20 protein-coding genes are annotated in these 19,846 nt (G+C 62.1%); 2 read left to right on the top strand and 18 right to left on the bottom strand.

Annotated features, from left to right (window positions below):
• Positions 1-9 precede the first annotated feature (9 nt).
• From phnE to REH59_RS04150, 4 genes are read right to left on the bottom strand one after another with little or no spacing between them, the layout of a single operon-like run.
• On the bottom strand, positions 10-777 hold the full coding sequence (gene phnE / locus REH59_RS04165) for a phosphonate ABC transporter, permease protein PhnE (RefSeq protein ID WP_014861461.1): 768 nt from the start codon (positions 775-777) through the stop codon (positions 10-12).
• Positions 774-1,601 carry a PhnE/PtxC family ABC transporter permease gene (locus tag REH59_RS04160; protein WP_004576350.1) on the bottom strand — a complete coding sequence of 276 codons (828 nt, stop codon included), beginning with the start codon at positions 1,599-1,601 and terminating at the stop codon, positions 774-776. Before REH59_RS04160 ends, phnE begins: the two co-directional genes overlap by 4 nt.
• Positions 1,595-2,404 (bottom strand): phosphonate ABC transporter ATP-binding protein, encoded by an 810-nt coding sequence (locus REH59_RS04155; RefSeq protein ID WP_014861460.1) that lies wholly within the window; start codon positions 2,402-2,404, stop codon positions 1,595-1,597. The genes REH59_RS04160 and REH59_RS04155 overlap by 7 nt, the downstream gene beginning before the upstream one ends.
• Complete coding sequence (locus REH59_RS04150) at positions 2,401-3,255, bottom strand: putative selenate ABC transporter substrate-binding protein (RefSeq protein ID WP_014861459.1); 855 nt, start codon at positions 3,253-3,255, stop codon at positions 2,401-2,403. The genes REH59_RS04155 and REH59_RS04150 overlap by 4 nt, the downstream gene beginning before the upstream one ends.
• A 126-nt stretch (positions 3,256-3,381) precedes the next feature.
• Here REH59_RS04150 and selD point away from each other — a divergent pair, with 126 nt between their 5' ends.
• Positions 3,382-4,416, top strand: coding sequence for a selenide, water dikinase SelD (gene selD, locus REH59_RS04145; protein WP_014861458.1), 1,035 nt, complete (start codon positions 3,382-3,384; stop codon positions 4,414-4,416).
• A complete protein-coding gene (mnmH, locus tag REH59_RS04140) occupies positions 4,416-5,528 on the top strand; it encodes a tRNA 2-selenouridine(34) synthase MnmH (RefSeq protein ID WP_014755375.1) in 1,113 nt (370 codons plus the stop codon). Before selD ends, mnmH begins: the two co-directional genes overlap by 1 nt.
• Positions 5,529-5,663: 135 nt before the next feature.
• On the opposite strand, the gene REH59_RS04135 is transcribed toward mnmH, so the two are convergent.
• The 14 genes from REH59_RS04135 to cyoA all read right to left on the bottom strand — a co-directional run bounded on the left by REH59_RS04135 (position 5,664) and on the right by cyoA (position 19,789).
• Positions 5,664-6,050, bottom strand: coding sequence for a lysozyme inhibitor LprI family protein (locus tag REH59_RS04135; protein ID WP_014861457.1), 387 nt, complete (start codon positions 6,048-6,050; stop codon positions 5,664-5,666).
• Between the two features lie 20 nt (positions 6,051-6,070).
• Positions 6,071-6,610 (bottom strand): hypothetical protein, encoded by a 540-nt coding sequence (locus REH59_RS04130; protein WP_014589735.1) that lies wholly within the window; start codon positions 6,608-6,610, stop codon positions 6,071-6,073.
• A 67-nt stretch (positions 6,611-6,677) separates the two neighbouring features.
• Complete coding sequence (locus REH59_RS04125) at positions 6,678-9,203, bottom strand: TonB-dependent siderophore receptor (RefSeq protein ID WP_014861456.1); 2,526 nt, start codon at positions 9,201-9,203, stop codon at positions 6,678-6,680.
• Between the two features lie 76 nt (positions 9,204-9,279).
• A complete protein-coding gene (locus tag REH59_RS04120) occupies positions 9,280-10,251 on the bottom strand; it encodes a FecR family protein (protein WP_014861455.1) in 972 nt (323 codons plus the stop codon).
• Positions 10,248-10,775 (bottom strand): sigma-70 family RNA polymerase sigma factor, encoded by a 528-nt coding sequence (locus REH59_RS04115; RefSeq protein ID WP_014861454.1) that lies wholly within the window; start codon positions 10,773-10,775, stop codon positions 10,248-10,250. The genes REH59_RS04120 and REH59_RS04115 overlap by 4 nt, the downstream gene beginning before the upstream one ends.
• Positions 10,776-10,831: 56 nt before the next feature.
• Positions 10,832-11,395, bottom strand: coding sequence for a GNAT family N-acetyltransferase (locus REH59_RS04110; RefSeq protein ID WP_003248588.1), 564 nt, complete (start codon positions 11,393-11,395; stop codon positions 10,832-10,834).
• A gap of 265 nt (positions 11,396-11,660) precedes the next feature.
• Complete coding sequence (locus REH59_RS04105; protein WP_003248590.1) at positions 11,661-12,044, bottom strand: YkgJ family cysteine cluster protein; 384 nt, start codon at positions 12,042-12,044, stop codon at positions 11,661-11,663.
• Positions 12,045-12,204: 160 nt separating this feature from the next.
• The gene (locus REH59_RS04100) at positions 12,205-13,332 is read right to left on the bottom strand and encodes a hypothetical protein (RefSeq protein ID WP_014861453.1); all 1,128 of its coding nucleotides are present in this window, start codon (positions 13,330-13,332) and stop codon (positions 12,205-12,207) included.
• Positions 13,333-13,446: 114 nt separating this feature from the next.
• On the bottom strand, positions 13,447-14,655 hold the full coding sequence (alaC, locus tag REH59_RS04095) for an alanine transaminase (protein ID WP_014861452.1): 1,209 nt from the start codon (positions 14,653-14,655) through the stop codon (positions 13,447-13,449).
• Positions 14,656-14,964: 309 nt separating this feature from the next.
• A complete protein-coding gene (gene cyoE, locus REH59_RS04090) occupies positions 14,965-15,852 on the bottom strand; it encodes a heme o synthase (protein WP_014861450.1) in 888 nt (295 codons plus the stop codon).
• Between the two features lie 11 nt (positions 15,853-15,863).
• Complete coding sequence (cyoD, locus tag REH59_RS04085) at positions 15,864-16,196, bottom strand: cytochrome o ubiquinol oxidase subunit IV (protein WP_003248599.1); 333 nt, start codon at positions 16,194-16,196, stop codon at positions 15,864-15,866.
• Complete coding sequence (gene cyoC / locus REH59_RS04080) at positions 16,196-16,822, bottom strand: cytochrome o ubiquinol oxidase subunit III (RefSeq protein WP_012051225.1); 627 nt, start codon at positions 16,820-16,822, stop codon at positions 16,196-16,198. Before cyoC ends, cyoD begins: the two co-directional genes overlap by 1 nt.
• 3 nt (positions 16,823-16,825) lie before the next feature.
• Positions 16,826-18,844 (bottom strand): cytochrome o ubiquinol oxidase subunit I, encoded by a 2,019-nt coding sequence (gene cyoB / locus REH59_RS04075; protein WP_010952047.1) that lies wholly within the window; start codon positions 18,842-18,844, stop codon positions 16,826-16,828.
• Positions 18,845-18,847: 3 nt separating this feature from the next.
• Positions 18,848-19,789 carry a ubiquinol oxidase subunit II gene (cyoA, locus tag REH59_RS04070; protein ID WP_003248605.1) on the bottom strand — a complete coding sequence of 314 codons (942 nt, stop codon included), beginning with the start codon at positions 19,787-19,789 and terminating at the stop codon, positions 18,848-18,850.
• Positions 19,790-19,846: the final 57 nt, after the last annotated feature.

The raw sequence follows: 19,846 nt of genomic DNA, 5'->3' as shown, positions 1-19,846 counted from the left end.
GGCTTTCCGTCAGGCACGCACATAGCGCTGACGCAACACATCACTCGACACATCCACCAGCAACACCAACACCAGCATACCGATGATCACCGTGCTGGCCTGGGCCTCCTGGAACAGGCTCAAGGTGGTGTACAGCATCTGCCCCAACCCGCCCGCCCCGACGAACCCGAGCACACTTGCCATGCGGATGTTGTTCTCCCAGCGGTACAAGCTGTAGGCCAGCAACTGCGGCCACAGGTTGGGCAGGGTACCAAAGCAGAACGCCGCCACCTGGCTGCCCCCCTGCAAACGGATCGCCGCCGCCGGCTCGGGCGGGGCGTTCTCAAGCGCCTCGGCAAACAACCGCCCCAGCACGCCAGCGGTGTGCAACGCCAAAGCCAGGGTACCGGCATTCGGCCCCAGCCCAGCCGCCAGCACAGTCAGCGCTGCCCACACCAGTTCAGGAATGGCACGCAAGGCATTGAGCAGCAAACGCGCGGCCCCTTGCAACGGCCAACCGAAGCGGCCCGCCGCCGGCAGTGCCAGCAACATCCCCAATACCATTGCCAACAAGGTGCCCATGCCAGACATGGCCAGGGTTTCCAGCGCCCCGCGCCACACCGCCTTGAGGTGCCCCGCAGACAGATCCGGCTGCAGGAAGCGCCCGGCGTACTCGCCCATCTGCCCCAGCCCGCCATTGCCGACCAGTGCGTGCAAGTCCAGCTCCAGGTATGCGAACGAGGCCACCGCCGCTGCCACCATGGCGCCCAGCAACACCCAATTGATCACCCGGTTCATGCCAGCCTCCAGCGCAGCAGGCGGCTGAGCAGGTCGGCCAGGATCACCAGCAGCAAGAACGTCAACAGCATGCTCGCCACTTGCGCACCCGCAAACATGCGCATCGACAGGTCGATCTGCTGGCCCAGCCCGCCAGCACCGACAAAGCCCATCACCACCGAAGCCCGCACCGCGCACTCCCAGCGGTACACGGTGTACGACACCACTTCGGAGGCAGCATTGGGCAGGATGCCGTAGAAAAACGCCGCCAGCCGGCCACTGCCCGCCTGCAACAAGGCATGCGCCGGGCGCTGGTCGACCGACTCGAAGATTTCGGCATAAACCTTGCCGAGCATGCCACTGTAGGTGATGGCGATAGCCAGTACGCCCGCCGTCGGCCCCAGCCCCACGGCGCGCACGAACAGCAACGCCCAGACGATCTCCGGCACGCTACGCAGGAAAATCAGCAGCCCACGCACCGGCAGGCGCAACAGTCGCGACCACAACCCGGCCCGCCCGCCGCGTGAAGCAGCACGCAAGGACAAGGCACGGCTGGCCAGCAAGCCAGCCGGGATCGCCAACAACAACGCCAGCGCCATGCCGGCAGTCGCCACGGCCAGGGTCTGCAAGGTGGCTTCATACAGCAGTGCAAGAAAATCGGCATCATGTGCCGGCGGCCAGAAGGCGCTGGTAAAGCTGGCAATCTGCTGACGGTTGTCCGCCTGCAACAGCACCCCGGGGTTCAGTTCGCTTGTCTGGATAGCCGGCCACAGTACTGCCACCGCCAACAGGGCCAGCAGCAACCGCGGCAGCAGCGCCGGGTCGCGGGCGTCGGCCTTCAGCATCGCGGAATCTGCACGGTCAGGGTCGGCCCCTGGGTGGGCGGCGGAGCCAGTTGTTCGTTGGCGTATAGCGCGTCCAGCAGTTGCTCGGTGACCGCTTCGGCCAGGCAGTCGAACACAACCTGCCCTTCCCGAATGCCAATCACCCGCGGAAAATGCGCCAGCGCGAGCTCTACGGCGTGCAGGCTCGCCACCAACGTCACGCCAGTCGCTTGGGCATGGCGATTGAGCAAGGCCAGGCTGTGGTCGGCCAACACCGGGTCCATGGCCGACACCGGTTCGTCGGTCAGCAGCACCTGCGGGCGCTGGTACAACGCCCGAGCAATGCCCACCCGCTGCAACTGGCCACCGGACAACTGCCCACACTGCACGAACAGCTTGTCGGCCAGGCCCAGTTCGGCCAAGGCCTGGCGCGCCCCCGGTACATCGCTGGGGTACAGCAGGTTGAGCAAGCCGCGCAGCGTACCCCACTGCCCCAGGCGACCCGCCAGCACTGCGGTCACTACCCGCTGACGCGGTGGCAAAGGCGGCGCCTGATGCACCAGGCCAACCTGCGCGCGCAGTCGCTGGCGTGCCCTTGCCGACAGCGCCCAAGGCTGCTCGCCAAGCAACTCCAGGCGCCCACTGGTGGGCTGAACGGCCGTGGCCATCAGGTGCAGCAAACTGGACTTGCCCGCCCCCGACGGCCCGATGATGGCGACACGCTCGCCCTGCGCGATCCGCAGGCTCACCGCGTCAAGCGCGCGTACCTGGCCATGGCGCAGGCTGGCACCGTGAAGATGGATTGCCGCATTCGAAGCTGTCACTTGAGCAGGCCGGCCTCGCGTGCAGCTTGTTCGGTGCCCTTGTAGTTCTCAGGCTTGGTCTCGATGAAGCGGCTGGCGGCCTGCAGGTCCAGGATCGCCTTGTGCTCCGGGTTGCTCGGGTCAAGGTCCAGGAAGGCTTTCTTGATTTTCTGTTTCAACGCCGGGTCCATGTTGCCGCGCACGGTCCAGTTGTAGTCGAAGTAGGTCGGGGTGGTGGCGAACACCTTCACCTTGGTGGTGTCGACCTTGCCGGCATCCACCAGCTTTTGCCACACGCTGGCGTTCAGCACGCCACCCTCGACCTTGCCAGCCTGTACCCAGGCCACGGTGGCATCATGGGCGCCAGAATAGGCCACGCGGCTGAAGTACTCTTCAGGCTTGATATTGTCCTGCTTGAGCATGAAGTAACGCGGCATCAGGCTGCCCGAAGTAGACGAAATGGAACCGAAGGCAAACGACTTGCCCTTCAGATCGCTCAGGCTTTTCACGTCGGGGTTGGCGGTGATGAACTTGGACGTGAACTGTGCGTCCTGCTCACGCTGTACCAGTGGCGTGGCGGTCGGGTCCTTCAGGTGCACCTGAACGAACGTGAAGCCCCCCAGCCAGGCCAGATCGAGGCGGTCTGCGGCCAGCGACTCGACCACCGCTGGGTAGTCGGCCACGGGTACGAACTTCACCTCCATGCCCAGTTGCTTGGCCAGGTATTCACCCAAAGGCTTGAACTTGCGCTGCAGCTCGGTCGGCGCTTCGTCGGGGATGGCGCTGACACGCAGGGTTTCGGCGGCCTGAACGACAGCGGCACAGCAAGACAGCACGAGGCCGGCGGCAAGCGCCAGGGGGCGGTTGAGCATGGGTGTTCTCCGGTTCAATAGCGGGGAAGTGCCGACACATTTGCCGACACCGGGAATTATAAGAGGCAAGGGCCTAAAGGCCAGCTTTGCTACAATCGCGCAACAATTTGACCTGCAGAGGTGCATATGAGCGAGCCGATTCGCCTGACCCAGTACAGCCATGGCGCCGGCTGTGGCTGCAAGATCTCCCCCAAGGTGCTGGACGTGATCCTCGCCGAAAGCGGCACCCAGGCCCTGGACCCGAAACTGTGGGTCGGCAATGCCTCGCGCGACGATGCAGCAGTGTACGCGCTGGACGACGAGCGCGGCGTGGTTTCGACCACCGACTTTTTCATGCCGATCGTCGATGACCCTTACGACTTCGGCCGCATTGCCGCCACCAACGCCATCAGCGACATCTATGCCATGGGCGGCGACCCGCTGATGGCCATTGCCATCCTCGGCTGGCCGGTCAACGTGCTGCCGCCGGAAGTCGCCCGCGAAGTCATCCGCGGCGGCCGCGCAGTGTGTGCCGAAGCGGGTATCCCGCTGGCCGGCGGCCACTCGATCGACGCGCCTGAGCCGATCTTTGGCCTGGCCGTCACCGGCGTGGTCAATAAACGCCACCTCAAACGCAACGACACTGCCAGCGCGGGCTGCCAGCTGTACCTGACCAAGCCCCTGGGCATCGGCATCCTCACCACTGCCGAAAAGAAGGCCAAGCTGCGTGTGCAAGACCAAGGCCTGGCTCGCGACTGGATGTGCACCCTCAACACGCCCGGCAGCCGCTTCGGCAAGCTGGACGGGGTCAAGGCCATGACCGACGTCACCGGCTTCGGCCTGCTCGGCCACCTGGTCGAGCTGGCCGAAGGCAGCGGCCTCACCGCGCACCTGAACTACGCCGCCGTGCCACGCCTGCCTAGCGTCGACCACTACCTGGCCGAAGGCTGCATCCCCGGTGGAACCCTGCGCAACTACGACAGCTACGGGCACAAGATCGGCGCCCTCAGCGACGACCAGAAGCACCTGCTGTGCGATCCGCAGACCAGCGGTGGCTTGCTGGTTGCTGTTGCCCCGGAGGGTGAAGCCGAGTTCCTCGCCGTGGCTGCCGGCCTGGGCCTGAAACTGTCTCCGATCGGCAAGCTGGTCGAGCGACAGAGCCATGCGGTCGAGGTGATCTGATGCGCCCCGACTGCACCGACTTCCGTCAGCTGTTCCTCGACGACGTGCCGATGATGGACATGCGCGCCCCCGTCGAATTCGCCAAAGGCGCCTTCCCTGGCGTGGTAAACCTGCCGCTGATGAACGACCAGGAGCGGCAGAAGGTCGGCACCTGCTACAAACAGCAGGGCCAGGCCGCCGCCATCGCCCTGGGCCACCAGCTGGTCAGTGGCACCACCAAGCAAGCCCGTCTGGAGGCCTGGGCAGCGTTTGCCAAGGCGCACCCTGACGGTTACCTGTACTGCTTCCGTGGCGGCCTGCGTTCGCAGATCGTGCAGGGCTGGCTGCGCGATGAGGCGGGTATTCAGTACCCGCGTGTCAAAGGCGGCTACAAGGCCATGCGTACCTTCCTGCTGGAGACTACCCAGCAAGCGGTGGAGCAATGTGATTTCGTACTGGTCGGTGGACTGACCGGTACCGGCAAGACCGATGTGCTGCACCAGTTGGACAACGTGCTGGACCTTGAAGGCCACGCCAACCATCGCGGCTCCAGTTTCGGCAAGCGCGCCACGGCGCAACCGGCGCAGATCGACTTTGAAAACCAGCTGGCAATCGACGTGCTGAAAAAGCGCGCCCGCGGTATCGGGCAGTTTGTGCTGGAAGATGAAGGCCGCATTGTTGGCAGCTGCACGGTGCCGCTGGAGTTGTACCAAGGCATGCAGCATTACCCGCTGGTGTGGCTTGAAGACAGTTTCACCAACCGCGTGGAGCGCATCCTGCGCGACTACGTGGTCAACCTGAGCGCCGAGTTCAAGGCCGTGCATGGCGAAGAAGACGGCCCCCGGCTGTTTGCCGAGCGCATGCTGCAGAGCATGGCCAACATCTACAAGCGTTTAGGTGGAGAGCGCCATCAGCGCTTGTCCGAGATGCTGCGCGAAGCCTTGGAAGAGCAGCAGCGCAGCGGCGCAGTAGACCTGCACCGGGGCTGGATCGAAGGCTTGCTGAACGAGTACTACGACCCGATGTATGCCTACCAGCGCGCAGCCAAGGCCGAGCGCATCGAGTTTGCCGGGGATGCCGTGGAGGTGCGCGAGTACCTCAAGGCCCGGGCGCTGCGCCAACCGCGTAAATAGAACCAGCACCCTGCAGTGCCCTGTAGGAGCGGGTTCACCCGCGAAGAAGGCAACGCGGAGCATGACACCCGCAAAGCCGGTGTTCGCGGCTGAACCCGCGCCTGCAAATGTGGGCCAATCATGCCTGAACAGGCGCTACTGCCCAGGGCTAAGCACCCGCTCCAGCTCCGCAGCGCGGTCGCGGGTCATGTCCATGATGCAGCTGCCACCTTCCAGCTGCGCCAGGGTTCCACCACTGGCCTGTACATGGAACTGGCAATTGCCATCACGGTAGGCCAGCCACTTGCGCTGCACATCCCGCAGGCTCTTCTGTTGCCCGGCATCCAGCTTGCCCATCAGCTGCTTGTACACCCGGTTCAAGCGCTGGTCCTGCACTTGCGTTTCGGCCCCAATGCACGCGCTCATGGCCACGGTGCTGGAGGCCTTGTCCATGCACTGCCCGTAGGCCGCCGTGTAATCGTCCGCCATCGCTACCGGTAGCACGCAGGCCAGTGCCAGGCCTGCCAGGTAATGCTTGATCATGCTAACCCTCCTTGTGGGTATCAAAGCGTCTGCGGCTGCTCCGGAGGCATCAGCACCTTGCCTGGCTCGAAGCGCAGCGAGGGCATTTGCGTCGCTGCATACAACGTTACCCCCAGGGCGGCAATCAAGGCGACATCAAGCCAGTTCCAGCCTGGCACGTCGTCAGCCCTTCGCGCCTTCCAGCAAAACCAGGCTTGCCCCAGGCAAAACACCACCATCGCTACCAGCCACAGGTAGAAGCCAGCACCAAAGCCGGTAAGGTCATGAAATTCATAGCTGCTGTTATCCGGCAAGCGGTCGATGCCAAAACTGCTGGCAGCCAGATACGCCGCCCCAAGCCCGGCCAGCAAGGCCAACCGGCGAAACCGCCGATGAGCCAGGATGGCCAAGGCCAGCAGCGGATTGGCAAACCATTGGTACAAGCCGAACGGCATGCCCCATGGCCCGTACAGCAGCATCTGCAGGGCCGGCATATGACGCTCGCCGCTCATCAGCGCGCCATCGAAGAACAGGGCGAGCAAATACAGCAGCAGGCTGATACTCAGGTAGAAAGCGGGCAAAGGGGATTCCTGAGAGAAACGGGACAGCCTACGACCTTAACCCAGGCCCTGCCCCGCTTCCAAACCCTCAATAGGTGCCGCGCAGGGTCACCATGAAGTTGCGTGGTTCACCATAGTAGTTGCCATAGGTCGAAGTACCCACAGTTTCGTAGTACTTCTTGTCGAACAGGTTGTTGCCGTTGAGCGTGACGTTCCAGTGATCATCGACACGGTATTCGACCAACGCGTTCCAGATCGCATAGCCGCTCTGGTCGAAGTCGAACGGTACGTTTCGCTCAACCAGCGCGCCGCTGCTGTCGTAGCGATTCACTGTACCGCTCATGTACGTGGCGCTTTGCACCTGCACGCCGCCGCCGACCTTGAAGTCGCTGAGGATACCCGGCAGCCGGTAGGTGCTGTACAGCTTGAACAGGTGCTTTGGCATCACCGTGCTCAGCGGTGCATCGGCGCTGCGGTTGCGGTTCAGGTTGAAGGTGTAGCCCCCCACCAGCATCCAGTCCGGCAGCAGCTCGCCAGACAGCTCCATGTCGATGCCCTTGCTCACCACCTTACCGTTGGACACATAGCAGCAGCTGCCCGAGAAGCCGGCGTTGGTGGCCAGGAAGTTCGGGTCTTGCACCGCTTCGTTTTCGCGGGTGCTGTAGTACAGCGCCACGCTGGCGTTGAGTGCGCCGTTGAACAACTCACCCTTGAGGCCGGTTTCGTAGGTTTTGCCGGTCATGGGCTCAAGCGGCGAACCGCTTTGCGCAGGGCCGCTGATTCGGCTGGACTGCGGTTTGTAGATTTCCGAATAGCTGACGTATGTCGACCATTGATCGTCAAGGTCGTAGACCAGGCCACCGAACGGGGTGACCTTCGTGCCTATACGCTGCTCCGGGCTGGAGATACTTGCTGGCGAGGTCAGGTTGTTGGTGTAGGTCTGCCAAAAGTGGAAACGCTGTGCACGCGCACCGACAATCAGGTGCAGGGGCTCGGCCAGCTGCAAACGCAGGCTGCCGTACAGGCCGTACTGACGTTGCGAGTTGGGGCTGTAGTCGCGCTTGTAGTCACGCCCGTTGCCGGGGTCGTCGAATGCCGAGCTGTCGGGGTCGAACACGTTGGCCGGCGCGCCCGAGGCGGCATAAGGCGCAGTGCCCAGCCACCGGCTGTCGATCTTCTGGTAGTCGGCGCCGAAGACCACTTCATGGTCCAGACCAAAGGCCTGGAAGTGGCCAGAGACGTTACCGTCATACAGGTGCTGCTCGTTCTCCTGACGGGTCGAGGTGCCGTACCAGGTCGCCCCGCGATTGGTCACCGGGTCTACTGCATTCAGGGTGGTCGCCGTCTTGAACAGCCCAAGGTCCCACGTGTTGGTGTAGCTGAGGTTGAGCTTCCAGTCGTCGTTGAATCGGTGGTCCACCTTGGCGAAGTACTCGCGCGCGGTGGCGTCGAGGTAGGCCCAATTCTTGGTCAGGCCGGTATGCCGTGGCAGGTTCAGGTCAGCACCATTGCTGTAGCGCGGCACCGCACTGTTGCTGCCAGTTTCGTGGGATTTGTTGTAGCGAGCGCCGAAGGTGAGCATGGTGTCGTCCGTAACGTCCGCCTCCAGCACGCCATACACCAACGGCCGCTCGGTGGCGCGGTTGTCGGTGAAATACTGGCGATCGGTGTTGGACATCACCAGGCGACCGCGCACGCGGCCATCCCAGCCCAGCGGGCCGGACAGGTCGAACTCCTGGCGATAGTTGTCCCAGCTACCGGCCGACAGGGTCAGCTTCAGCTGGTTAAAGGAAGTCGGCCGCTTGCGCACCATGTTGATGATGCCACCCGGGTCACCCGAGCCACCATACAACGCAGCAGTACCGCGCAGTACCTCGATGTGGTCGAACTCGGCCAGTTCGAAGATGTTCGACGAATAGAACGAACCCATGGCGGTGCCCAGCGCCTGCGGTGCAGCGCCGTCGATCTGCAGGTTCTGGATACTGAAACCACGCGAGATGAAGTCCTGGGTGCGGAAGGTGGTGCTCTGGGTGACGATCCCCGGCGTCACTTTCATCGCCTGGTTGATGTCGGTCAGTTGCTGGTCTTCAATCAGCTGGCGGGTCACGGTCGACACCGATTGCGGCGTCTGGCGCAGGCTGGTCGGGGTCTTGGAGCCAACGCTGATCAGGCCCGGTGCGTAGGAGCCGGTGTTCTCGGTACTCTGGCCCATGCCCTGCCCGGCTACGGTGGTCACGCCAAGTTCCATCGCCTCACTGCTCACCGCCGCTTGCGGCTCGGCCACCAGCCGGTAGCCGTTATCGCTACGCTCTACCCGGTAGCCACTGCCGGCCAGCAACACGGCAAAACCGCTGTCCACCGAATACAGGCCATGCAGGCCGTTGCTTTGCAGGCCGGCCAGTGCTTCAGGGGTGAAGGCCAGCGACACGGCGGCTTGCTGGGCATAGCTGCCAAGCGCCTGGGCGAGGTTGCCGGCAGGCACGTCGAAGCTACGGCGGGCGGCCTCCTCGGCGACGGCCGGCAGGGTCGCAACGGATAGGGCCAGCCCGGCACAGGACAGGCGCAAGGCCAGGGCTAGCGGGCTGAGGACGGGGTGGCCAGGGAATCGGTGCATGGTGGATCGGCTCCTTGTTCTTGATCGGTTGGCCTCTTCTCTGACGGGCCACTGCGCAGAAGCGGAACCACCTGGATCAATTTTCTCGTGAGACGGGCTCGACCGTGGTCCACCAGCGGCCAACGCCGCCGATACGAATCGGCAGCGCCTCGGCCAGCAGGCGCAGGGCTCTTTCGCTGTCATCCAGCGGCAGTACCGCCGACACCTTGATCGCCTGCATTGCCTGGCGGTCGAAGCGCAGCACGCCACGGCGTTGCTCGGCCAAGGCATCGAGCACCTGGTCGAGCGGTGCGCCGTCGGCCACCAACTGGTGATGCTGCCAGGCCCGATCGACCCGCGCCGGGTCGATGGCCGGCAACGGGCCAAGCCCGTCACGCGCCACCCATGCCCGCTCGCCCGGGCCCACGACCAACTGATCGCCGGACACGGCAGTGCGCGCCTCGACCCGGGACTCAAGCATGGTCAGCTCGCTGCGAGCGTGGCCTTGGCTGACCACGAAGCGCGTACCCAGGGCCTTGAAGCTGCCTTCGTCGGTCTGTATCACGAAGGGTCGCGTTGGGTCATGGCTGACATCCACCAGCACCTGGCCATGCAGCAGGCGGATGCGCCGCTCGCCAGTGCTGAACTCGACATCTACTGCAGAGTTGCCGGCCAAGGTCAGCTGCGAGCCATCTGCCAGGGTTTGGCTGCGCCACTCCGCCGGCGCGGTATGCAAGTCGGCCAGCCAGTCGCGCGGCGTTCCACCGGAAAGGCTCAGTGTGCCCAGCAAGGAGATTGCCAGGGCCAAACCGAGCAAAGTGCGCCGTGCGCCCGAGCCTGGAGCCGAAACCTGTACGCCGGCGCGCAGCCCCGCGCCCACCGGCCCGCGTTGCTTGCGCAGTGCCTGCACCTGGCTGATCACCCCTTGCATGCGGCGCAAGGTGGCGCCGTGGCGTGGGTCGGCCTGCAGCCAGGCGTCGAACTCACGCGCCTCGTCGGCATCCAGTTCACCCTCGCCCAGGCACAGGGCCCATTCGGCAGCTTCCTGTTCGATACGCGAGGGATTCACGGTTCGGCAATGTCCAGCGTGCGGTGGCAATGGATCAGGGCCTGAGCCAGGTACTTGCGCACCATGCGTGGGGAAATCTGCAGGCGTTTGGCAATCTGAGGCTGGGTCAGGTCGTCCAGGTAGTAACCGACGAAGGCCTCGCGGGCATTCACGTGCAGGCCTTCCAGCAGAAAAGCGATCTGCTCCAGCGCTTCGAGGGTGATGAGGATGCTTTCGGGAGACTGGTGCCCCTCCAGCACCTCGGCAGCCAAGGCAAGTTCGCTGAGGTAGGCCTCTTCGATTTGCTGTCGGCGCACCCGGTCGATCAACAGACGGCGTGCAGTGGTACTGAGGTAGGCGCGTGGCTCGCGCATGCCCAGCAAGGCATCACGCGAGGCCAGAATGCGCACGAAGGTGTCCTGGGCCAGATCGGCTGCGCTGTGCGAACAACGCAGCTTGCGACGTAGCCAGCTGAAAAGCCAGCCATGGTGCTCGCTGTACAGCTGTTCAAGCGGGTACGGGCTCGGTGAGTCGGCTACGGGCATGGGGCACCGGGACACAAGTGAGAATTGTTCCCGAATAGTAGCTATTCGCCGTAAGACTATGCAACAGGTGGTTCGAGCAACAAGCCGTAGATGCCAGAGTCGGACAGCTCACCCGCCACGCACCAGCGGGCCCGCAAGGTGCCTTCCAGCACAAAACCCTGGCGCTCCAGGGTGCGTGCCGAGCCTTGGTTGCGCGGATCGATTTCGCCTTCCAGGCGGCGCATGTGCAGGGTGTGGGCGAGGTAGTCGATGAAGCAGGTTAGTGCTTCGTCCATGTAGCCCCTGCCCTGCACGGCGCTAGCCAGGCAGTAGCCGATTTCGCCACGGCGGGAAATGTCGTCGATGTTGAACAGCTGGACCATGCCGATCAGTTCGCCGTTGTCGCGGCGGTACATGCCGAGCTTGAGTTGGTCGCCATTGGCATAGGCTTCGCGGTCGGCGGCCAGAGCGCTTTCGGCCTCGGCCAGGTCTTGCCAGGGTGCATGGTGCCAATAGCGCATGACCTCGGGGTCGGCCATGATCGCCAGCCACTGCGCGGCATCGGCATGGCGCATGGGGCGCAGTTGCAGGCGTGGGCTGTCGAGGCAGAGGTCACTGGGGAAACTGCGGGGTGGGGTCACGCCGGATCTCCTGTCCATTGCTGGGGAGATGACAGTTTAACGTCAAGTGCAGGGTTCAGGCATCTCGGGCTGCTTTGCAGCCCGTCGCCGGCAGGTTCACCACAGGCCAGGAGCCTTGCACGCTACCTGTGGGAGCGGCCTTGCGTCGCGAAGGGGCTGCAAAGCAGCCCTGGCAATTCTCGCGGTGCCGCTGATGCCTGGGGCCGCTGTGCGGCCCTTTCGCGACGCAAGGCTCCACATCGACCGCGTCAGGCTGATTGATACTTCAGGCCACCTCAGCCCCATCATCCGGCCAATGCGGCTCGTTGGCCTCTGGCGGAGTCAAGGGTGGCAGGCCATACGCTGCCCGCGCATCATCACAGCTCGGGTTATGCACCCCACCCTCCCACGACGCATCAAACTCGCGGCACGGGCTGGAACGGTTGGCGTAAATCGTACAAGCCACCTCTTTACCGATCTCGCCCTGAAGGCTGACACAGCGGCAGGGCTTGGCATCGGTGCCGATCATGGCAACGCGCGTGGGGTTGATCTGTACCACCAGGTCGTCCGGCACTACGCCCCCGGCAGACTGGCATTCGCCCCAGAAGAAGGACACACGGAAGTACCCGCAGCAGGCGCCGCAGTCAAGGCAAGGGTTATATTCAGACATGATGTCACGGAGGGAAGGTGGTTGTTATCGGGGCTGGCCCGCGGCGCCATTTTTAATCCAACCAGGGGCCGCTGGATAGAGGGGGAATGCAAAAAAAGTTGCCGCTGATCCGGCCACTGAACAAGGGCGACCAGTGCATTCACCGGCCGCCCCCTTTCAGCTAGCAGATGGGCTGGTAGGCTTCAGCGTCCCAGCATTTTAAACCCAGGCCTGCGCTCGGCTTGTAGCTGCCTCCCTGTACCTTGCTGAACTGCGTATGCACCTCACCACAATGCACCAGACGATCATTTTTATCGCCCTCGGTGAGTACCGTGTAGGACTCACTGCGCATGGCCTGATACTGCCTGTCGGCAGCCGCCATGACCTGGTGATACTTCATCAACTGGCTGCTGCTCAAGGCCAGACGTTTGTCCAGGTGCACGCCCCAGCGGGTCAGGCAAACCTCGGCAAAGTGGCGAACGATCAGCCCAGGTTCGGCCAGCACCTTGCCATCGCCTGCGCCATCAGCCGAGGCGTTGCCCACCAGCGTGGCATGGCGGCCCGGCATCGGGTAAACGCATATCCGTGTCCCTTTGGCGACCGAAGGGATCACGCAGGCAAAACCTTTGGAGCGCTCATCCCTTGAGTAGAAGCCTACGTACTCTTTGACATTATCCGCCAAGGTTACGCGCTCGGCCTGTACGTTACCGACGCCAGGCACCGGGTCGATGGCAAATATGTTCACCGGTATGCCCCGCAATACCGGGTCTTGCGCCATGGCATTGGCCAGCATGTGGCAGCTGATCCCTCCCCTGCTCCAGCCCACCAGGTTGACCTGGGTTGGCAGGCGCGGTTTGCGGAACATGCTGATGATGCGCTCCTGCAGTTCCTGCGGGGTCGGGTGGCGATCGCCATAGTCGTAGGTTCGCCAGAACCATGAAGCGGAGGAAGACACGTCCGGAATGGGCACGCCGGCAGCTTTCAGCCGCTCGTATTCTTGCTCACTGAGTTTGGTGCGCCGCCAACTGCTTTCGCCTTTGATGACCTGCAGGACATGGTTGACGTTCTCCTCCCAGCCGCGACCAAACAGCTGGCCGGTCCAGTTGAAATAGCCGCCGGGTTCGACGAACAGGTTGTCATCCTGAAGGTTGCCGCTGCCTGGGCCGTCAACGGCGATCCAGTGGGCGAATTCCCGGCTCTGGTCATTACTGGCCAGGGTCGAGACCAGCTCGCCATTCCAGAAGTTGGGATTGGCGTCGTCGAAACGGTGCGAGCCAGTGCCGCAGAAGTAGGCGGTGAAGACACTCATGGGGGGATCTCTTTGGTGAGAAATGAGTGCTGACGGTAGGCGTACGGGTAATCAGAAGGCAGGCGGAAAGCTCACCCAAGAGGCAGTTGGGGCTGCTTCGCAGCCCCAATGGGCTTACTTGCGAGCCAAACCATCAGCCCGGAACATTTGCCGGATTCCGCGGATGGCCTGGCGAATACGGTCCTGGTTCTCGATCAACGCAAAGCGCACATGGTCGTCCCCATAGTCACCAAAGCCGATCCCCGGCGACACGCAGACCTTGGCCTCGGCCAGCAGCTTCTTGGAGAACTCCAGCGAACCCAGGTGCGCATACTCCGGCGGGATCTTCGCCCACACGTACATCGACGCCTTGGGGTTCTCGACCATCCAGCCCAGTTCGTGCAGCCCTTTGACCAGCAGGTTGCGACGCTGGCGATACTGCTCGGCAATGTCGCGCACGCACTGTTGGTCGCCTTCCAGCGCGGCAATGGCTGCGACCTGTAGCGGGGTGAAGGTGCCATAGTCGTGGTAGCTCTTGATCCGCGCAAGGGCGTTGACCAGCTCGGGGTTGCCGACCATGAAGCCGATGCGCCAGCCGGCCATGTTGTAGCTCTTGGACAGGGTGAAGAACTCCACCGCAATGTCCTTGGCACCCGGCACCTGCATGATCGACGGGGCTTTCCAGCCGTCGTAGACGATATCGGCATAGGCCAGGTCATGCACCACCAGTACGTTGTACTGCTTGGCCAGGGCCACCACGCGCTCGAAGAAGTCCAGCTCCACGCACTGGGCGGTCGGGTTGGACGGGAAGCCCAGGATCATCATCTTCGGCTTGGGGATGGACTCGCGAATGGCCCGCTCAAGCTCGTTGAAGAAGTCCACACCCGGCACCAGCGGCACCGAACGCACCTGGGCACCGGCGATCACTGCGCCGTAGATGTGGATCGGGTAGCTGGGGTTGGGCACCAGCACCGTATCGCCCTGGTCGAGGGTGGCCAGCATCAGGTGGGCCAGGCCCTCTTTCGAGCCGATGGTAACGATGGCTTCGCTTTCCGGGTCGATGTCGACCTCGTAGCGGTCCTTGTACCAGTTGGAGATGGCCCGACGCAGGCGCGGGATGCCGCGCGAGGTGGAGTAGCCGTGGGTGTCTTCACGCTGGGCGACCTGTACCAGCTTCTCGACGATGTGCGGCGGGGTGGCGCCATCGGGGTTGCCCATGCTCAGGTCGATGATGTCCTCGCCACGGCGGCGGGCGGCCATCTTGAGCTCGGCAGTGATGTTGAAGACGTAAGGGGGGAGACGATCGATGCGCGCAAAGCGGCGCGGCGAACCTGGGTTGGCCATGGCTTCCTCTGAGGACGTAAGCGCCCGGAACCGTCCGAGCGACGCTGGCCGATGTGGCGGCCTGAATCAGAAGATAGTGCCGAAACAGGATACTTGTAAAGGATAATTTCCTGTTTTGTTAGAACTTTTCAGATCTATTGTTTGAAAATCAGAGATTTATATTTTCCTGTGCTGGCCTCTTCGCGGGTAAACCCGCTCCTACAGGAACCTTGTAGGAGCGGGTTTACCCGCGAAGAGGCCGGCACAGGAAAAATACCCAAAAAAAACCCCGGCACAGTGGCCGGGGTTTTCGTGAAACAGGCAGCAGTTTCAGCGTGCGTAGGTCATCAGCACATCCGCAGCGGTCTGGCTGTCCACCCCCATCATCACGCTCAGGGCAGTGACGGTAAGGATGGAGAAGCCGAACACCTTGCGGGCCCACTTGCTGTCGTCCTCGGCCTTGTAACCACCCCAGGCCATGTACAGCCAGTACAGGCCCATGGCTGCTGCCACGGCCAGGTAGCCGAGGCCGGCGTAACCGCCGAGGGTGAGCATCAAGGTGGCGAGCACAAAGGCCAGCACGTACAGCACAATCTGCTTCTTCGCCGCCAGGACGCCACGTGCCACCGGCAGGACCGGAATGTTGGCAGCGCTGTAATCCTTGAAGCGGAAGATCGCGATGGCAAAGCTGTGCGGCATTTGCCAAAGGCTGAACATCACCAGCAGGGTTACCGCAGCCAGGTCGAAGCTGTTGCTCACGGCGCAGTAGCCGATCACCGGAGGCATGGCACCGGACAGGCTGCCGACCAAGGTGCCGTGCACCGATTTACGCTTCAGCCACAGGCTGTAGAAACCGACATAGACGACAAAGCCAATCAGTGCGCAGAACGCAGACAGCGGGTTGGCCTGGACATACAGCAGGCTGAAACCCGCCACCCCGAGCAGGGTGGCGTAGATCAGCGCGAGGGGCAGCGACATGCCGCCCTGGACCATGACGCGGTTCTTGGTGCGCTCCATCTTGTGGTCGATGTCACGGTCGATGCAGTTGTTGAACACGCATCCGGACGCAACCACCAGCGAAGTACCGATCACCACCGCCAGGAACAGGGCGAAATCCACATGGCCCTTCGAGGCAAGGAAGAAACCGCCTGCCACGGAAAGCACGTTACCGAAAATGATCCCCGGTTTGGTGATTTGGATAAAGTGCTTAACGGACATGCAGTCTTACCTCACTTGGCCAACATTTCGAAGTGGATGCTGAACATGATCCACAGCGACAGGCCGACAAGCAGAGCGATCACCAGGGTGGTGAACAGGAACGTCGAAACGTTGTTGCGTTGCTCTTTCGAGCGGTCCATGTGCAGGAAGTAAACCAGGTGAACAACTACCTGGATCACGGCCATGGCAACAATGATCAGAACGGTCAGGTTCTTCGGCAGGCTGGCGGTCATGGCCAGGCCGAACGGGATCGCAGTCAGGATGATCGACAGTACAAAACCGATCATGTACGACTTGACGCTGCCGTGATTACCTTCGTGATGAGTGTCGTGTGCGTTAGCCATTACAGAACCCCCAGCAGGTAAACGACGGTGAATACGCAGATCCAGACCACGTCCAGGAAGTGCCAGAACAGGCTCAGGCAGCTCATGCGGGTCTTGGCGGTCGGCGTGATGCCGTGCTTGTTGATCTGGTACATCATGATTGCCATCCAGATCAGACCAGCAGTCACGTGCAGACCGTGAGTGCCTACCAGGGCGAAGAAGCCCGACAGGAAGCCACTGCGCTGCGGGCCGAAGCCCTCGCTGATCAGGTGATGGAACTCATAGATTTCCATCGCGATGAAGCCTGCACCGAACAGGAAGGTCACAGCCAACCAGCCCAGTACGCCCGCTTTCTTGCCATCGAACATCTTCAGCATGGCGAAGCCGAAGGTGATCGAGGACAGCAGCAGGAACAGCGTTTCAACAGCTACGAAATCGAGCTGGAAGATGTCGTGACCCGACGGGCCGCCGGCAAAACTGCCGGACAGCACCGCGTAGGTGGCGAAGAGCGACGCAAACAGGATGCAGTCGGTCATCAGGTACAGCCAGAAGCCCAGTACGGTCATCTGGCCCGAGTCGTGGTGGTGGTCGTCATGCCCATGGTCGTGACCATGAGCAGCGCCGCCGTGCATTACTTGACTGGACATTGATTACACCCGCTCAAACGATTCGACACGTGCGCCGGCAGGCAGAGCACCTGCTTTGGCCAGCGCTTTCATACGCTCGCCTTCGATGCGCGCCACTTCTTCGGCCGGAACCATGTAGCCCTGGTCGTCACGTGCAGCGTGGCGAACGAAGACAGCGATGGTTGCAACCAGGCTCGCGCCCACCAGCCACCAGATGTGCCAGATGAAGGCGAAGCCGAAGACGGTCAGGAACAGGCCCATGAACAGACCGGTAGCAGTGTTGCTCGGCATGTGGATGGCTTCGTACTTGGCCGGGGCCTTGTACGCAACGCCCGCTTCCTTGGCTTCGTGCCAGCAGTCCAGGCCAACTTTCTCAGGCATGTGAGCGAAGTTGTAGAACGGAGGTGGCGAAGAAGTCGACCATTCCAGGGTACGGCCGCCCCATGGGTCGCCGGTCACGTCCAGGTTCTGGTTGCGGTCGCGGACCGAAACGACGATCTGGATCAGCTGGCAAGCGATACCGAACAGGATCAGCACGGCGCCGACAACGGCTACGTACAGGTAGGGTTCCCACAGTGGGTTGTCGGAGTGGTTCAGACGACGGGTCATGCCCATGAAGCCCAGGGCGTACAACGGCATGAACGCAACGTAGAAGCCCGACAGCCAGAACCAGAAGGCAGCTTTGCCCCACTTCTCGTTCAGGGTGAAGCCGAAGGCTTTCGGGAACCAGAAGGCGAAACCGGCGATGTAGCCGAATACCGCGCCACCGATGATCACGTTGTGGAAGTGCGCAATTACGAACAGGCTGTTGTGCAGGACGAAGTCAGCACCCGGAACGGCCAGCAGTACGCCGGTCATGCCACCGATGGAGAAGGTGACCATGAAGCCCAGGGTCCAGAGCATCGGTGCGGTGAAGCGCACACGGCCTTGGTACATGGTGAACAGCCAGTTGAACAGCTTCACACCGGTCGGAATGGAGATCAGCATCGTCGCCAGGCCGAAGAAGGTGTTGACGCTGGCGCCGGCACCCATGGTGAAGAAGTGGTGCAGCCATACAGCAAAGCCGAGGATGGCGATCGCGCCCGATGCGTAAATCATCGAGTGGTGGCCGAACAGGCGTTTGCCAGAGAACGTCGAAGTGACTTCCGAGAACACGCCGAAGGCCGGCAGGATCAGGATGTAAACCTCAGGGTGACCCCACGCCCAGAACAGGTTGACGTACATCATCGGGTTCCCACCAAGCTCGTTGGTGAAGATGTGGAAGTCCAGATAACGGTCAACAGTCAGCAGAGCGAGTGCAGCAGTCAGGATCGGGAACGAAGCGACGATCAGTACGTTGGCCCAGGTGCAGGTCCAGGTGAAGATCGGCATGTCCATCAGTTTCATGCCAGGTGCGCGCATCTTCATCACGGTGACGAGGAAGTTCACGCCGGTAAGCGTCGTACCCAATCCGGATAGCTGTAGCGCCCAGATGTAGTAGTCGACACCCACCCCAGGGCTGTACTGAATGCCCGCGAGCGGCGGATAGGCAACCCAGCCGGTCTTGGCGAATTCACCAACGCCCAGCGAGATGTTGACCAGCAGCACGCCTGCCAGCAGCAGGTAGAAGCTCAGGGAGTTCAGGAACGGGAAGGCAACGTCACGTGCACCGATCTGCAGAGGAACCGCCAGGTTCATCAGGCCGGTGAAGAACGGCATCGCCATGAAGATGATCATGATCACACCGTGAGCGGTGAAGATCTGGTCATAGTGTTCAGGCGGCAGATAGCCTTCGGAGCCGCCGGTTGCGGCAGCCAGCTGGGTACGCATCATGATGGCGTCGGCAAAGCCACGCAGCAGCATGACCATCGCGACGATGATGTACATCACGCCGATCTTTTTGTGGTCGACAGTAGTCAGCCACTCGCTCCACAAGTAGGTCCACTTGCGGAAATAGGTGATAAGACCGACGACAGCGATACCGCCGAGCGCGATCATGGCAAGCGTCACCATGACTATCGGCTCGTGATAGGGTATCGCCTCCAGGCTTAATTTACCGAACATCTCTTACTCCTCTGCACCGGCAGCTGGTTGCATACTCGATTCCACACCCTTGGTTGTGGCCAGATCTTTGCTGCCTGCTTCTTCGTGGCTACGACCGCGGTTCATGCCTTCGTACTTGTCGACGATCAGCTGGAACTGCTCAGGCGAAGCCTCGCTATACAGCGCGACCGGGTTGTTTTCGCTTGGTTTGGCCAAGGCGTCGTATTCGGCCTTGTCCAGCTTCTTCGGCGACTGCTTGACCTCAGCGACCCACTTGTCGAAGTCTTCCTGAGAGGTGGCAGTAGCCTTGAATTTCATGCCGGTGAAGCCAGCACCGCTGTAGTTGGCGCTGATACCGTCGAACTCGCCATTTTCGTTGGCGATCAGGTGCAGCTTGGTGGTCATGCCGGCCATGGCGTAGATCTGGCCGCCCAGGCCCGGGATGAAGAACGAGTTCATCACGGCGTCGGAAGTGACGCGGAAGTTGACCGGAGTGTTAGCCGGGAAGACGATCTTGTTGACCGTGGCAATGCCCTGCTCCGGGTAGATGAACAGCCACTTCCAGTCCAGCGCGACCACGTCGATCTGAATCGGCTTAACGTCCGAATCCAGCGGACGATAAGGGTCCAGCTTGTGGGTGGAGTGGTAGGTGACGTAACCCAGGGCGATGATGATCAGGATCGGGATGATCCATACCGCGGCCTCGATCTTGGTCGAGTGCGACCAGTCAGGGGTGTAAGTGGCTGCCTTGTTGGAAGCACGGTACTTCCAGGCGAACGCCAGGGTCATGATGATCACAGGGATTACCACCAGCAGCATCAGGCCGGTAGCGATCAGGATCAGGTTCTTTTGCTCAATGCCGACCTGGCCCTTCGGGTCGAGCAGGGTCCAGTTGCACCCACTGAGTAAAAGCATGCCTAAAAAGGGCAATATGCCAAACAGTCTGGGGTAACGCTTTTTACTCATCTCACGACCTCTAGATCAGCTTGCTTCAATGCAATTTGTGTTTTGGTAGCCAACACT

The sequence above is a fragment of the Pseudomonas sp. BO3-4 genome (assembly GCF_034044115.1).
In the GTDB taxonomy this organism is placed as follows: Bacteria; Pseudomonadota; Gammaproteobacteria; order Pseudomonadales; family Pseudomonadaceae; genus Aquipseudomonas; species Aquipseudomonas alloputida.
Note: the sequence above shows the minus strand (reverse complement) of the source record. Positions and strands in the feature narration are given on the sequence as shown.